Origin of the sequence: Bacillus sp. D7-8 (assembly GCF_052055895.1) — a bacterium.
GTDB classification, from domain to species: domain Bacteria; phylum Bacillota; class Bacilli; order Bacillales; family Bacillaceae; genus Bacillus; species Bacillus velezensis.
Map to the genome: position 1 here is coordinate 348,881 of NZ_CP179922.1, position 17,287 is coordinate 366,167.

Annotated in this window: 5 protein-coding genes; 4 read left to right on the forward strand and 1 reads right to left on the reverse strand. The window is 51.2% G+C overall.

Going from position 1 to position 17,287, the window contains the following annotated elements:
* Nucleotides 1-5 precede the first annotated feature (5 nt).
* The 4 genes from srfAB (at nucleotide 6) to ACKTRM_RS01845 (ending at nucleotide 16,820) form a co-directional block, all read left to right on the forward strand.
* Complete coding sequence (gene srfAB / locus ACKTRM_RS01830; protein WP_012116772.1) at nucleotides 6-10,766, forward strand: surfactin non-ribosomal peptide synthetase SrfAB; 10,761 nt, start codon at nucleotides 6-8, stop codon at nucleotides 10,764-10,766.
* A gap of 34 nt (nucleotides 10,767-10,800) precedes the next feature.
* On the forward strand, nucleotides 10,801-14,637 hold the full coding sequence (srfAC, locus tag ACKTRM_RS01835) for a surfactin non-ribosomal peptide synthetase SrfAC (protein ID WP_012116774.1): 3,837 nt from the start codon (nucleotides 10,801-10,803) through the stop codon (nucleotides 14,635-14,637).
* Nucleotides 14,638-14,656: 19 nt separating this feature from the next.
* Nucleotides 14,657-15,388, forward strand: coding sequence for a surfactin biosynthesis thioesterase SrfAD (srfAD, locus tag ACKTRM_RS01840; RefSeq protein ID WP_012116775.1), 732 nt, complete (start codon nucleotides 14,657-14,659; stop codon nucleotides 15,386-15,388).
* A gap of 121 nt (nucleotides 15,389-15,509) precedes the next feature.
* A complete protein-coding gene (locus ACKTRM_RS01845; protein WP_012116776.1) occupies nucleotides 15,510-16,820 on the forward strand; it encodes an aminotransferase class I/II-fold pyridoxal phosphate-dependent enzyme in 1,311 nt (436 codons plus the stop codon).
* 34 nt (nucleotides 16,821-16,854) lie between these two features.
* Here the strand turns inward: ACKTRM_RS01845 and ACKTRM_RS01850 are convergent, their stop codons facing one another.
* Complete coding sequence (locus ACKTRM_RS01850) at nucleotides 16,855-17,250, reverse strand: YcxB family protein (RefSeq protein WP_012116777.1); 396 nt, start codon at nucleotides 17,248-17,250, stop codon at nucleotides 16,855-16,857.
* Nucleotides 17,251-17,287: the final 37 nt, after the last annotated feature.

Sequence of the window (17,287 nt, forward strand, 5' to 3'; positions counted from 1 at the left end):
GACATATGAGCAAAAAATCGATTCAAAAGGTGTATGCACTCACACCGATGCAGGAGGGAATGCTGTATCATGCGCTGCTTGATCCGCATTCTTCCTCCTACTTCACACAATTAGAGCTTAGGATTCACGGAAGCTTTCAGCTGGAGCTTTTTGAAAAAAGCGTCAATGAGCTGATCCGGACATATGACATTTTGCGTACGGTATTCGTGCACCAGCAGCTTCAAAAACCGCGCCAAGTCGTATTAGCCGAGCGGAAGACGAAGGTGCACTATGAAGATATCAGTCAATTAGATGAAGCGCGCCAAACCGAATATATTGAACGCTATAAACGCGGCGTGCAGCAGCAGGGCTTTCATCTGGCGAAAGATATTCTCTTTAAAGCGGCGGTGTTCAGACTCAGTGAGAAGGAGCTGTATCTCGTCTGGAGCAATCATCATATCGTCATGGACGGCTGGAGTATGGGCGTTTTGATGAAAAGCCTGTTCCAAAACTATGAAGCGCTTCGTGCCGGCCGGCCTGCCGGGGGAAGCCAGGGCAAACCTTACTCTGACTATATCAAATGGCTCGGAGGCCGGGATTATGAGGAGGCGGAACAATATTGGAGCAGCCGACTGGCGGATTTCGAACAGCCGAGCCTGCTCCCGGGCCGTCTGGCATCAGAAAAGAAAGACTACCAAAATGAAGAATATTCTTTTGTCTGGGATGAAGAGCTGGTCGCGCAGATTCAGCAGACCGCCAACCGGCATCAAGTCACGGGACCTAACCTGTTTCAGGCCGTTTGGGGTGCGGTGCTCAGCAAATACAACTATACAGACGATGTGGTGTTCGGCACCGTCGTATCAGGCCGTCCTTCAGAAATCAACGGCATAGAAACGATGGCGGGGCTGTTCATCAATACAATTCCCGTCAGAATCAAGATTGACAAAGATGCAGCCTTTTCGGACGTGATGGCGGCAGTTCAGAAAAACGCCGTGGAAGCCGAGCGCTATGATTATGTGCCGCTCTATGACATTCAAAAGCGCTCCGCCCTGGACGGCAGCCTCTTAAATCACTTGGTCGCGTTTGAAAACTATCCGCTGGACAAAGAGCTGGAAAACGGGGGTATGGAGGAAAGACTCGGCTTTTCCATTAAAGTTGAACATGCTTTTGAGCAGACGAGCTTTGATTTCAATCTCATCGTGTATCCGGGAAAAACGTGGACTGTCAAAATCAAATACAACGGAGCGGCTTTCGCTCATGATGCCATCGAACGAACGGCGCACCATCTGACCCGCATGATGAAAGCCGCGGTCGGAACGCCTGACGCGCCCGTGCGGGAACTCGGCCTTGTTTCAGGCGAAGAAGAGCGGCAGATTGTTGAGGTATTCAATGATACGAAAACGGCGCTTCCGGAAGAGGAGGCCGTTCACCGTTTGTTTGAAGCACAGGCAAACCGGACGCCTGCAAGCATCGCGATAAAAGAAGCGGGACGCGAATGGACCTACCGTGAAGTGAACGAAGCGGCCAACCGCCTGGCGAGACACCTTGTGAAGAGCGGGCTGGAAAAAGGCCGGACCGCCGCTATTATGAACGACCGGTCTGCGGAAACCGTTGTCGGAATGCTTGCCGTCCTAAAAGCAGGCGGCGCATATGTGCCGATTGATCCGGCTTTTCCGGAGGACCGTCTCCGCTTTATGGCGGAAGACAGCTCGATTCGGCTCGTGCTGACAGTTCAGGACTATCAAGAACAAGCGGGCGCATTACAAGTCCCGGTCGTCATGCTGGATGAAAGCGCGGATGAAACGGTAAGCGGAACAGACTTGAATCTTCCGGCCGGCGGCAACGACTTGGCGTATATCATGTATACATCCGGATCGACCGGCAAACCGAAAGGCGTCATGATTGAACACAGAAATATCATCAGGCTCGTCAAACATTCGAATTACGTGCCGGTTCATGAAGAAGACCGGATGGCGCAAACGGGAGCCGTCAGCTTTGATGCCGGAACCTTCGAAGTCTTCGGCGCATTGCTGAACGGAGCGTCATTGCACCCGGTGAAAAAAGAGACGCTGCTTGACGCCGGACAATTCGCCCAATTTCTGAAAGAGCAGCGGATCACGACCATGTGGCTGACGTCTCCGCTGTTTAATCAGCTTGCCCAAAAGGATGCCGGCATGTTTAACACGCTCCGGCACCTCATCATCGGCGGTGATGCGCTTGTGCCGCATATCGTCAGCAAAGTGAGAAAGGCATCACCGGAGCTGTCGCTTTGGAACGGATACGGGCCGACGGAGAATACGACGTTTTCGACGAGTTTTCTCATTGATCAGGATTATGACGGTTCGGTCCCGATCGGGAAGCCGATTGGAAATTCCACTGCGTACATTATGGATGAAAACCGCAATCTCCAGCCGATCGGCGCGCCCGGTGAGCTGTGCGTCGGCGGAAGCGGAGTGGCAAGAGGCTATGTGAACCTGCCTGAATTAACGGAGAAGCAGTTTGTCCGCGATCCGTTCAGACCGGATGAAATGATATACCGGACGGGGGACTTGGCGAAGTGGCTTCCGGACGGCACGATCGAGTTTCTCGGCAGAATTGACAACCAAGTAAAGGTCCGCGGTTTCAGAATCGAGCTCGGCGAAATCGAGGCGAAAATCAGCCAGGCGGAGAATGTGACGGAATCTGCGGCTGTGATCCGGAAAAATAAAGCGGATGAAAATGAAATCTGCGCTTACTTTACGGCAGACCAAGCCCTTTCGCCGGAAGACCTGCGCAAAACGCTTTCGGAATCACTTCCGGAATATATGATTCCCGCGCACTTCATCCAGATGAATCAATTTCCGCTGACGGCGAACGGAAAAATTGATAAAAAAGCGCTGCCTGAGCCTCAGGCTGAAGCCGTTCAAAAAGAATACGTAGCGCCGAAAACGGAAGCGGAGCAGAAACTCGCTGACATTTGGGAAGGCATTCTCGGTGTAAAAGCGGGTGTGACTGACAATTTCTTCACGATTGGCGGACATTCTTTAAAAGCCATGATGATGACCGCTAAAATCCAGGAGCACTTTCAAAAAGAAGTGCCGATTAAAGTGTTATTTGAAAAGCCGACCATTCAGGAGCTTGCGCATTATTTGCAGCATGAGAGCGAGGAGGAGCAGCAGTTTGAACCGATCCGACAAGCGCCTTATCAGAAGCATTATCCTGTTTCCTCAGCACAGCGCAGGATGTATATCCTTAATCAGCTCGGACAGGCCAGCACGAGCTACAACGTCCCTGCTGTACTTTTGCTGGAAGGGTCAGTAGACAAAAAGCGTCTTGAGGAGGCCATGCAGGCATTAATCAACCGTCATGAGACACTGCGTACGTCGTTTGACATGGCAGAGGGAGAAGTCGTGCAGACCATTCATAAAAATGTGTCGTTTGAGCTTGAAACCGCCGAGGGCCGGGAAGAAGATGCAGAAGAGCTGACAAAAGCCTTTATCAGGCCGTTTGCGCTCAACCGCGCGCCGCTTGTCCGTTCGAAGCTGATCCGGCTTGAAGAAGACCGGCATCTTCTGCTGATTGACATGCACCACATTATTACGGACGGAAGCTCAATGGGCATTTTCATCGGTGATCTTGCGAAGCTTTATCAAGGCACGGAGCTTGCGCTGCCAAAGATTCATTATAAGGATTTTTCAGTCTGGCAGCGTGAAAAAGCAAATCTCGATCAGCACGAAGCCTACTGGCTTGATACGTTCAAAGGCGATCTGCCGGTGTTGGATCTGCCGCTTGATTTCCCGCGTCCTGCCGAGCGCAGTTTTGAAGGGGAACGCGTCATCTTCGGGCTTGATAAACAGGTGACGGCGCAGATTAAGAAGCTGCTGGCTGATACGGATACGACGATGTACATGTTCTTGTTAGCCGCTTTTCAAGTGCTGCTGTCCAAATATTCGGGTCAGGAAGACATCATAGTCGGGTCTCCGGCGGCCGGAAGACAGCATCCTGATCTCCAAGACGTGCCGGGCATGTTTGTCAACACAGTTGCGCTTCGGTCGCATCCTGCCGGCAAAAAAACGTTCAAACAATTTCTGGATGAGGTGAAAACGGCGAGCCTTCAAGCTTTTGAGCATCAAAGCTATCCGCTTGAAGAATTAATTGAAAAACTGCCGTTAACGAGGGACACAAGCCGGAGTCCGCTGTTCAGCGTGTTATTTAATATGCAGAACATGGAGATCCCGGCCCTGCGGCTCGGAGATTTGGAGATTTCTTCATACTCCATGCATCATCATGTCGCTAAATTTGATCTTTCCTTAGAAGCGGCTGAGCGCGGAGAAGAGGTCGGATTGAGCTTTGATTACGCGAAAGCCTTATTTGCGGACGAAACCATCCGCCGCTGGAGCGCTCATTTTGTCAATCTGATTAAAGCCTGCGCTGAAAATCCGGATATTCAGCTGGCCGACGCAAGCCTGCTGTCCGCTCCTGAACGGGAAGCGCTCCTTTCTGATGAAAAACGTACGGAAGCGGATCTGCCTGAGGGCACTTTTGTTTCGCTGTTTGAACGGCAAGCGCAAAAAACGCCTGATCTCACGGCGGTTGCGGGCGGAATAAGTCTGACATATCGTGAGCTTGATGAACGCTCGAACCGGTTTGCCCGCCACCTTCAGGCTTGCGGAACGGGCAGTGAGGACATCGTAGCCATTATGATGGATCGTTCGGCCGACTTGATTACCGCGATTCTCGGCGTCATGAAAGCCGGAGCGGCATTTCTCCCGATTGATCCGGAGACTCCTGAAGAGAGAATCCGCTACTCTCTTGAAGACAGCGGAACGAAGCTTCTGGTCGTCAATGAGAGAAACATGACCGCGGCCGCCGTTTATAAAGGAAATACGGTCGTAATGGAAGACGGAGAATGGCAGAACGAAAGCGCCGACCGGCTTGAAACGGAGCCCGGCTTCGACCAGCTTGCATATATCATTTATACCTCGGGAACAACGGGCAAACCGAAAGGCGTCCAGCTGGAGCACCGCAATCTAATCAATTATGTCACATGGTTCAGCCGTGAAGCCGGTTTGACCGAAGCTGACAAATCCGTGCTGCTGTCTTCTTACGCATTTGATCTCGGCTATACGGCCATATTCCCGATTCTTCAGGCGGGCGGAGAGCTGCACATTGTGCCGAAAGAGACGTACACCGCGCCTGATCAGCTTGGTGAGTATATACAGAAAAACGGCATTACGTATATGAAACTGACGCCGTCATTGTTCCATATGATCGTCAATACAGCCCGCTTTGCGGCAGAACGCCGTTTCAGCCCGCTTCGTTTAGTGGTGCTCGGCGGAGAAAAGATCATCACGTCCGATGTCCGCAAGTTTCATGACGTATACGCCCATACCGACTTCATCAATCACTACGGGCCGACGGAAACGACGATCGGCGCCATTGCCGGACGGATCAATATGGAGCGCCTTGATCAATATGAGCAGCGTCCCGTCATCGGCCGCCCGATCGCAAATACCGGCGCGCTTGTATTGGACGGAGCAATGCAGCTCGTTCCTCCGGGCGCAAGCGGCGAGCTTTATATTGCCGGGAAGGGGCTTGCAAGAGGATATCTTCACCGTCCGCAGCTGACGGCGGAGAAATTTCTCTCAAATCCTTTTTCACCGGACAGCCTCATGTACAAAACGGGGGATGTCGTCCGCAGGCTTCCTGACGGGACGATTGAATTTATCGGCCGTGCGGATGATCAGGTGAAAATCCGGGGCTACCGCATTGAATTAAAAGAGGTTGAAACTGTGCTGTTAAGCGTAAACGGCATTCAGGAGGCGGTCGTTCTCGCAGTCAGCGAAGGCGGGCTGCCGGAACTGTGCGCGTATTATAAAGCTGACAGCGAGCTGAAAGGCTCTGAGCTTCGCAAACGGCTTTCCGAAACACTGCCGTCTCATATGCTTCCGGCCTATTTCGTGCAGGTAGACCGCATTCCGCTTACAGCCAACGGAAAAACCGATAAAAACGCCCTTCCGAAACCGGGCGTCAGCCAAACGGCGCAAACAGCTTCAGCCTTGCCGGAAACGGAATTGGAGGAAAAGCTGTGCCGCATTTGGAAACAGACACTCGGTACGGATACGCTCGGCATTGACGATAATTTCTTCGATTATGGCGGGCACTCTTTAAAAGGCATGATGCTCCTCGCCAATATTCAGGCTGAACTGGACAAAACGGTTCCGTTAAAAGCGCTGTTCGAACAGCCGACTGTCCGCCTGCTTGCCGCATATATTGAAAAATCAGCGGTTTCTGAGGGATATCGGATGATCTCACCGGCCGACAGTGCAGACGCGTACCCGTTATCATCCGCCCAAAAACGGATGTACGTCCTGAACCAGCTTGACCGGGAGACAATCAGTTATAATATGCCGTCCGTTCTTCTGATGGAAGGAGAAGTCAATATTTCAAGGCTTCAGGAAGCGCTCAATCAGATGATCAATCGCCACGAGTCTTTGCGGACGTCCTTTATCGATCAAAACGGCCGCCCGATGCAGCAGATCGCAGAACAGGCTGACATCGACCTGCACATCTTTGAAGCAGCAGACGAGGAGAAAGCGGATCTTATCATTCAGGCATTCATTAAGCCGTTCGATCTGAGTGCGGCTCCGCTCATTCGGGCCGCTCTTGTCAGACTGAATGAAAAGAAACACCTGCTGCTGCTGGATATGCATCATATTATTGCCGACGGCGTGTCCAGAAGCATGCTGGTCAAAGAGCTCGCTCATCTTTACAAAGGCGGAAGCCTGCCGTCGCCGAACCTGCACTATAAAGACTTCGCCGTCTGGCAGAATGAACCCGAGCAGGCCGAACGGATGGAAGACCATGAGCGTTATTGGCTCTCCGCATTTTCCGGCGAGCTTCCTGAATTGAATCTGCCGACCGATTTCCCTCGTCCGCCGGTTCAAAGTTTTAAAGGACAATCCGTCCGTTTCAGAGCGGTGCGTGAAACGGAAAAAGCGGTGCGTGAATTAATGGAATCATCGGGAGCGACTCTTCATATGGTGCTTCACGCCGCGTTCCATGTCTTTTTGAGCAAAATCACGGGGCAGCGCGATATCATTATCGGCTCGGTGACCGCCGGAAGAACGAGCGCTGAAGTTCAGGAAATGCCGGGGATGTTTGTCAATACGCTTGCACTTCGCAATGAAACGCGAAAAGAGCAGACCTTCGCCGGGCTGCTCGAACGGGTGAAACAAACCAATCTCGACGCGCTGGCGCATCAGGATTATCCGTTTGAAGATCTGATCGGAAAGCTTGACCTGCCGAGAGATATGAGCCGCAACCCGTTGTTTCAGGTTATGGTGACGACAGAAGATCCGGATAAAGAAACACTGGAACTGGAGAACCTGCGCATCACTCCGTATGAGTCAAACCAAGGCACGGCGAAATTCGATCTGACACTCGGCGGCTTTACGGATCAAGAAGGTCTCGGCCTTCAGTTTGAATATGCGACTGATCTGTTTAAAAAAGAAACAATTGAAAAGTGGAGCGCCGGGTTCCTGCGGATTCTGAAGCAAGCGGCAGAAAGTCCGGACAGAAAGCTGCCTGAGATTTCACTGATCAGCGATGCTGAAAAACAAGCCCTCCTTGACGCATGGAAAGGAAAAACAATTTCTGTGCCGCGGGACAAAACGGTTCACCGTCTCTTTGAAGAAACGGCCGCCCGCTACGCGAACCGGCCGGCCGCGGCATACAACGGCGCGAAATGGACGTACGGCGAGCTGAACGCAAGGGCGAACCGGATCGCGCGCATTCTCATGGACTGCGGCGTCACGGCTGACGAACGTGTCGGCATTTTGACGAAACCGTCCTTGGAAATGGCCGCGGGCGTACTCGGCGTCCTGAAAGCAGGCGCGGCATTTGTGCCGATTGATCCCGACTATCCGGAAGAGCGGATCAGCTACATTCTGCAGGACAGCGGCGCCAAGCTTCTTCTTACACAGGAAGCGCTCGACGTGCCGGAAAGCTACAACGGAGAAACGATTCTGCTTGACGGCCGCCGCTCCATTCTGAGCCTGCCGCTTGATGAAAACGATGAAGCGAACCCGCAGACGGAAACAACGGCGGATCATCTCGCTTATATGATTTACACGTCAGGAACGACCGGACAGCCGAAGGGTGTCATGGTCGAACACCATGCGCTGGTGAACCTGTGTTTCTGGCATCACGACGCATTCGCCATGACGGCGGATGATAAAAGCGCCAAATACGCGGGCTTCGGTTTTGACGCCTCCATCTGGGAGATGTTCCCGACATGGACCATCGGCGCGGAGCTTCATGTCATTGACGAAGCGATCCGGCTGGATATCACCCGCTTAAATCACTATTTCGAGGAGAACGGCGTGACCATCACCTTCCTGCCGACGCAGCTGGCCGAACAATTTATGGAGCTGGAAAATACCTCTCTCCGCATGCTTCTCGTCGGCGGCGACAAGCTGAAGCGGGCGGTGAAACAGCCGTACACGATCATCAACAACTACGGCCCGACGGAAAACACCGTCGTCGCGACAAGCGGCGTCATCAATCCGGAGGAAGGATCGCTTTCGATCGGACGGGCGATTGCCAATACGAGAGTTTATATTCTCGGCGACGGCGATCAGGTGCAGCCGGAAGGCATTGCCGGTGAATTGTGCGTGGCCGGCCGCGGTCTGGCGCGCGGATACCTGAACCGTGAAGAAGAAACGGCGAAGCGGTTTACCGCAGATCCGTTCGTGCCCGGCGAGCGCATGTACCGGACCGGCGACCTCGTCAAATGGAACGCGCAGTGCGGCATCGAATACATCGGCCGTATTGACCAGCAGGTCAAAGTGCGGGGCTACCGGATCGAGCTTTCAGAAATCGAAGTCCGCCTCGCCCAGCTTGCGGACGTTCATGACGCAGCGGTGACGGCCGTGGAAGACAAAGCGGGCAATACCGCGCTTTGCGCCTATGTCGCGCCTCAGCAGGACGATATTGAAGCGCTCAAAGCCGCGCTGAAAGACACGCTGCCTGACTACATGGTGCCGGCGTTCTGGGTGGAGATGGACGAGCTTCCGGTCACCGCGAACGGAAAAATTGACAAAAAAGCCCTGCCGGAACCGGATATTGAAGCGGGAAGCGCGGCATACAAAGCGCCGGAAACGGAGATGGAGACACTGCTTTCCGACATTTGGCAAGAAGTGCTCGGTCTTGATCAGATCGGCGTAAGCGATAATTTCTTCACGCTCGGCGGGGACTCGATCAAAGGCATCCAAATGGCGAGCCGTCTGAACCAGCACGGCTACAAGCTGGAGATGAAAGATCTCTTCCAGCACCCGACCATCGAAGAGCTCGTCTCTTATGTGGAGCGGACGGAAGGCAAACAGGCCGACCAGGGCCCTGTCGAAGGCGAAGCGGCCTTAACGCCGATCCAACGCTGGTTCTTTGAACGAAACTTCACGGACAAACACCACTGGAACCAATCCGTCATGCTTCACGCGAAAGACGGCTTTGATCCGGACCTGGTGGAAAAAACCCTGCAAGCATTGATTGAACACCATGATGCGCTCCGCATGGTTTACCGTGAAGAAAGGGAAGGCATCATTCAGACATACCTCCCTGTCACAGAATGCAAGGCAAGCTTTGAAATCGTTGATCTGTACGGAACTGACGAGGATATGCTGAAAAGCCAGATTCAGCGGCTTGCCGATCATCTTCAGGGAAGTCTGGATCTGGAGAACGGCCCGCTGTTAAAAGCGGAGCAATACCGGACAGAACAAGGCGATCATCTGTTAATCGCGATTCACCATCTCGTCGTGGACGGGGTTTCATGGAGAATTCTGCTTGAGGATTTCGCTTCAGGTTATAAACAGGCGCAGCAGCAAAACAGCATCGTCCTCCCGCAAAAAACCCACTCCTTTAAAGATTGGGCGGAGGCGCTGAACACGTTTGCGCAATCAGAAGATCTGAAAAAGCAGGCGGCTTATTGGGCGCAGGCAGATGCGGAAGAACTCCAGCCGCTGCCGAAAGACCATGATCCGAACAAACGGCTCGTCAAACATACGGCGGCCGTGAAATGTGAATTGACTGAGGAAGAAACGGCACAGCTGCTCACAGATGTTCATCATCCGTACGGAACGGAAATCAACGACATTCTGCTCAGCGCGCTCGGCTTAACGATCGGTGAATGGACGGAAAACGGCAAAGTCGGCATCAACTTAGAAGGACACGGCCGGGAAGAAATCATACCGAATGTCAATATTTCACGGACGGTCGGCTGGTTTACGGCCCAATATCCTTTGATTCTGCAGATCAGCAAGGAAGACGGCGTCTCTTCCGTCATTAAAACGGTAAAAGAGACGGTGCGGCGCGTTCCTGATAAAGGCGTCGGTTACGGGATTCTCCGGTATCTGTCATCCGATGAAACAGAAAAAGGCGTCACGCCTGAAATCAGTTTTAACTACTTGGGGCAGTTTGACAATGAAGTGAAAACGGAATGGTTTGAGCCGTCTCCATATGATATGGGACGTCAAGTCAGCGAAGAGTCAGAGGCGTTATACGCACTGAGCTTCAGCGGGATGGTTACAGGCGGCCGCTTCGTCATTTCCTGCTCATACAATCAGGAAGAATATGAAAGAAGCACCGTCGAAACACAGATGCAGCGGTTTAAAGACAATCTCTTAATGATCATCCGCCATTGCACGGCCAAAGAGGAGAAAGAATTTACGCCGAGCGATTTCAGCGCGCAGGATCTTGAGATGGATGAAATGGGAGACATCTTTGACATGCTTGAGGAGAATTTAACGTGACAAAAACAGATAACAGAAGGGGGGAGCGGAGCAGATGAGCCAATTCAGCAAAGATCAGGTTCAGGACATGTATTATTTGTCGCCGATGCAGGAGGGAATGCTGTTTCATACTCTCCTGAATCCCGGCCAAAGTTTTTACATCGAACAAATGACAATGAAAGTAAAAGGCAGCTTGAATATCAAAAGCCTTGAAGAAAGCATGAATGTGATCATGGACCGGTACGATGTATTTCGTACCGTGTTCATTCACGAAAAAGTAAAAAGGCCGGTCCAAGTCGTATTGAAAAAACGGCAGTTTCAGATAGAAGAAATCGATCTGACACATGTAACGGACAGCGAGCAAACAGCCAAAATCAATGAATACAAAGAACAGGATAAGATCAAGGGCTTTGATTTGACGCGGGATATTCCGATGCGGGCAGCCATTTTTAAAAAATCGGAAGAAAGCTTTGAATGGGTGTGGAGCTACCACCACATCATTTTGGACGGCTGGTGCTTCGGCATCGTCGTGCAGGATCTGTTTAAGGTATACAATGCCCTGCGTGAACAAAAGCCGTACAGCCTGCCGCCGGTCAAACCGTATAAAGACTATATCAAGTGGCTTGAAAAGCAGGATAAACAAGCATCACTGCATTACTGGCGCGGGTACTTAGAAGGTTTTGAAGGACAAACGACATTTGCGGAGCAAAGAAAGAAACAAAAGGACGGCTATGAGCCGAAAGAGCTGCTCTTCTCACTGCCGGAGGCGGAAACAAAAGCATTTACCGAGCTTGCAAAATCGCAGCATACCACTTTGAGTACGGCGCTGCAGGCGGTTTGGAGTGTATTAATCAGCCGCTATCAGCAGTCCGGCGATTTGATCTTCGGCACAGTCGTTTCCGGGCGTCCCGCAGAAATCAAAGGCGTTGAACATATGGTCGGGCTGTTTATCAATGCTGTCCCGAGGCGGGTCAAGCTGTCTGAGGATACCACATTTAACGGCTTGCTCAAGCAGCTGCAGGAACAATCGCTGCAGTCTGAGCCGCATCAATATGTGCCGCTCTATGATATCCAAAGCCAGGCCGATCAGCCAAAGCTGATTGACCACATCATTGTGTTTGAAAATTATCCGCTTCAGGATGCAAAAAATGAAGAGAACAGTGAAAACGGCTTTGATATGGAGGACGTCCATGTTTTTGAGAAATCGAATTATGATCTCAACCTGATGGCTTCTCCAGGTGATGAGATGCTGATTAAGCTTGCCTATAACGGGAATGTGTTTGATGAGGCGTTTATCCTGCGCTTAAAATCTCAGCTTCTCACAGCGATTCAGCAGCTCATCCAGAAGCCGGATCAGCCTGTCAATACGATCAGACTTGTTGATGAAAAGGAAAGAGAGCTTCTGCTTACCGGCTTAAACCCGCCGGCTCAGACTCATCAGGCGAAGCCTCTGACAGATTGGTTCAAGGAAGCGGTGAATGTAAATCCAGATGCACCGGCGCTTACGTATTCCGGCCAGACTCTTTCCTATTGTGAATTAGATGAGGAAGCGAACCGTCTTGCGCGCCGTTTGCAAAAGCAAGGTGCGGGTAAGGACACTGTTGTCGCGTTGTACACGAAGCGCTCGCTTGAGCTGGTGATCGGCATTCTCGGCGTATTAAAAGCGGGAGCGGCTTATCTGCCGGTTGATCCGAAGCTGCCGGAGGACCGAATCTCGTACATGCTGGCTGACAGTGCGGCAGCCTGTCTGCTGACACATCAGGAGATGAAAGAAAAAGCGGCTCAGCTGCCGTATACAGGAACAACACTCATCATCGATGATCAAGCACGGTTTGAGGAACAGGCAAGCGATCCTGCAGCCGCAATTGATCCCGATGATCCGGCGTATATTATGTATACGTCCGGCACAACCGGAAAGCCGAAGGGCAATATCACCACTCATGCCAATATTCAAGGATTGGTCAAGCATGTAGACTACATGGCATTTTCTGAAAAAGATACGTTCTTATCTGTTTCCAATTACGCCTTTGACGCATTTACCTTTGATTTCTACGCATCAATACTGAATGCGGCACGGCTCATTATCGCAGATGAACATACACTGCTTGATACAGAACGGCTCACTGATCTGATCCGGCAGGAGAATGTCAATGTCATGTTTGCGACAACCGCACTTTTTAATCTTCTCACCGATGCGGGAGAGGAGTGGCTGAAGGGGCTTCGCTGTGTGTTATTCGGGGGTGAGCGCGCGTCAGTGCCTCACGTCAGAAAGGCGCTTGAGATCATGGGGCCCGGCAAGCTGATTAATTGCTACGGACCGACTGAGGGAACGGTGTTTGCGACAGCTCACGTCGTGCATGATATACCGGATTCCCTTTCCTCATTGCCGATCGGAAAGCCGATCAGCAATGCCAGTGTTTATATTCTTAACGGGCAAAATCAGCTTCAGCCGTTTGGAGCTGTCGGTGAACTGTGCATCAGCGGAATGGGTGTATCAAAAGGGTATCTGAACCGTCATGACCTGACGAAGCAAACGTTTATCCCAAATCCGTTCAAGCCGGGAGAAACGCTTTACCGCACAGGGGATTTAGCACGCTGGCTGCCGGATGGAACAATTGAATACGCCGGGCGTATTGACGACCAGGTCAAAATACGCGGACACCGGATTGAGCTTGAAGAAATCGAAAAGCAGCTGCAGGAATACCCGGGTGTGAAAGATGCGGTCGTTGTTGCAGACCGCCATGAGTCTGGAGATGCATCAATCAACGCCTACCTCGTGAACCGGACGCCGCTTTCAGCTGAAGACGTAAAGAGGCACCTGAAAAAACAGCTTCCTGCTTACATGGTGCCGCAAACCTTTACTTTCTTAGAGGAGCTTCCGTTAACGACAAACGGGAAGGTCAATAAACGGCAGCTGCCGAAACCGGATCAGGCTCAGGCGGCGAAAGAATGGATCGGGCCTCGAAACGCGACGGAAGAAACGATTGCACACATCTGGTCCGACATCCTCGGCAGACAGCAGATCGGGATTCATGATGATTTCTTCGCGCTCGGAGGCCATTCCTTAAAAGCGATGACGGCAGCGTCGCGCATTAAAAAAGAGCTCGGTACGGATATTCCGGTGCAGCTGTTATTCGAAGCGACGACAATTGCAGACATTGCCGGTTATCTGCTTCACGGTGAAGAAAAAGGAATGAAAGATCTCACCATCATGAATAAAAATCAGTCTGACACACTGTTTGGGTTCCCGCCGGTTCTCGGTTACGGGCTGATGTACCAGCCGCTGGCAAAACAGCTGTCCGGCTATAAAATCTGTGCGTTTGATTTTATCGAGGAAGACAACCGCATCGAACGCTACACAGAGCTGATCAATCAGCTCCAGCCGGAAGGACCGGTCAAGCTGTTCGGATACTCGGCAGGCTGCACGCTCGCCTTTGAAACGGCCAAACGCCTTGAAGCAGGGGGCCGTAAAGTGGAGCGGCTGATCATGGTTGATTCCTATAAAAAACAAGGCGTCAGCGACTTGGAAGGCCGCACCGTAGAAAGTGATGTCCAGGCGCTGATGAAGGTAAACCGGGACAATGAAGCGCTGAATGACGAAGCTGTCAAAGAAGGTCTCGCCAAAAAAACAAACGCGTTTTATTCTTATTTCGTGCATACCGTCAGCACCGGCACGGTCAATGCGGATATAGATCTTTTAACGTCAGAACCGGACTTTGCGATGCCGCCGTGGCTCGCTTCGTGGGAAGAAGCCACGACAGGTGAATACCGTGTGAAAAAAGGCTGCGGCACGCACGCAGAAATGCTTCAGGGAGAATGTCTCGAAAGGAATGCGGCATATTTGCTCGAATTCCTAAAGAAGGAACATCTGAAGCTGACAACTTCACGATAGAAAAGGAGGAAGCCCGCCAATGGTCCAGCTCTTTAAATCGTTCGATACCACAGAAAAAACGCAGCTCATCTGTTTTCCGTTCGCAGGAGGCTATTCCGCATCATTCCGCCCGCTCCACACCTATCTTCAAGGTGAGTGTGAGATGCTTGCCGCGGAACCGCCGGGACACGGAACAAATCAAATGTCCGCCGTTGAGGATTTTGAACAGCTTGTCAGTTTATACAAGCAGGAGTTGAATCTCCATCCCGACCGCCCGTTTGTGCTGTTCGGCCACAGTATGGGAGGCATGGTCGCTTTCAGGCTGGCGCAAAAGCTGGAGCGGGAGGGCATTTACCCGCAGGCCGTGATCATCTCAGCCATTCAGCCGCCGCATGTGGAAAGGAAAAAAGTGTCTCATCTTGATGATGAAAAATTTCTCGCCCATATTATCGAGCTTGGCGGAATGCCGCAGGAGTTAGTGGAGAATAAGGAGGTCATGTCATTTTTCCTGCCTTCTTTCAGATCCGACTACCGCGCGCTTGAAAGCTTCCGTCCGTCTGATTCTCACATCATTCAATCACCCGTCCATATATTTAACGGGCGGAAAGATAAAAAATGTATCAAAGATGCGGACGGATGGAAAAAATGGGCCGACAATCCCGTATTTCATGAGTTTTCGGACGGCCACATGTTCATATTAAGTGAAACTGAAAAAGTGGCGGAACGAATCTATGAGATTATTAACAGGAGCACTGCAGGCCAATTGTTATAGGATATGACAGACAGCATTCGCTGTCTGTTTTTTGTAACAAAATCTGCCCGCGAGTTTTCTCATTTATCAAAAATTTTATGTTATGATTTGATGGAATAAAATTTTGAAGGGATTGTCGTACATGAATGATGCAGCAAAAGAGCTGAACAGAACATTATCTGAAGAAAACCCGCACGTGCTTCATATGCTTTCTGATTTGGGCAGAGAGTTGTTTTATCCGAAAGGGGTGCTGACACAATCGGCGGAAGCGAAAGCCAAGGCCGGAAAGTATAATGCCACGATCGGAATCGCCACCTCACAGGGCGAGTCCATGCACTTTTCCCATATTCAAGAGACACTGTCCGCCTATAACCCCGATGATATCTACGATTATGCTCCGCCGCAGGGAAAAGAGCCGCTCAGACAGGAATGGCTGAAAAAAATGCGTCTCGAAAATCCTTCATTAGCCGGCAAAGACATCAGCACGCCGATCGTGACAAACGCTTTAACACACGGGCTGAGCATCGCCGCCGACTTGTTCGTCAATGAAGGGGATACGCTGCTTCTGCCTGATAAATATTGGGGAAATTACAATTTCATTTTCGGTGTCCGGCGCAAGGCATCCATTGAGACGTACCCGCTTTTTCAGCAGGATGGGCGTTTTAATGCGGCGGGGCTGTCCGAGCTGCTGAAAAAGCAGGAAGAAAAGGCGATTGTCGTGCTGAATTTCCCGAATAATCCGACAGGCTACACGCCGGGAGAAGAGGAAGCGGCAGAAATCGTCAGCGTGATCCTGGAGGCGGCGGAGGCCGGCAAAGAGATTGTCGTGCTCGTAGACGATGCGTATTACAATCTGTTTTACGATGAAACGGCCATTCAGGAATCCATCTTCAGCAAACTCGCCCAAGTGCACGACCGGGTGCTTTGCGTAAAAATAGACGGCGCGACGAAGGAAAATTACGCGTGGGGTTTCCGCGTCGGTTTTATTACGTACAGCACAAAAAGCGAAAAAGCGCTGCGCGTGCTTGAGGAAAAAACAAAAGGGATTATCAGGGGAACGATTTCAAGCGCCCCGCACCCGTCCCAAACGTTTATGCTGCGGGCGATGCAGTCACCGGAATACGAGAAAGAAAAATCGCTGAAGTATAACATCATGAAAAAACGGGCTGACAAAGTGAAAGCCGTTCTTGCAGAAAACAAGCACTATGAAGACGTATGGACGCCTTATCCGTTTAACTCGGGTTATTTCATGTGTGTCCGGCTGAAAGACATAAACGCCGGCGAATTGAGAGTATCGTTGCTTGAAAAGAGAGGAATCGGGACGATATCCATTAATGAAACCGATTTGCGAATCGCATTTTCATGTGTTGAAGAAGAACACATCGCGGATCTGTTCGAAGAAATTTATCAAGAAGCAAAGCAGCTGCAGAAACAGGCGGAAATATCAGGCTGACAAAAAAGGAGGGGGGCACCCTCCTTTTTGTCTTTTATTCTGTTACATTAACTTTCTCATTCACATTTTCCCGGAGCATTTGCCTGAAAACGGCGATATCTTTTTGCGAATAGAAAAGTCGTTTCGGCAGCAGAAGTGTTCCGTAACCCGATGTTTGTAATCGAAACATATCTTTGTGCTCCCTAGCCGAGAGCAGTTCATCCCATTCAAAAAGAATGCTTGCGTTTTTTTGTTTTTGGCTGATTCCGAGCTGATGAATCGTAATACTTCTGGCAGATTTCAGCCGCTGATTCGTTTTGTATGTTCTGTAAAGACGGAAGAATGAGATTGCCGTTGCGATCACCGTGACTGCCAAAGAGAGAATCACAGCTGCAAGGAAATTCAGGAGAGCTCTGACGCCCCATGTGCCGCCTGTAACCGGGCCGTTCATTCAAAACAGATGGCAGAAGCCAGCAGCATAATCAAAA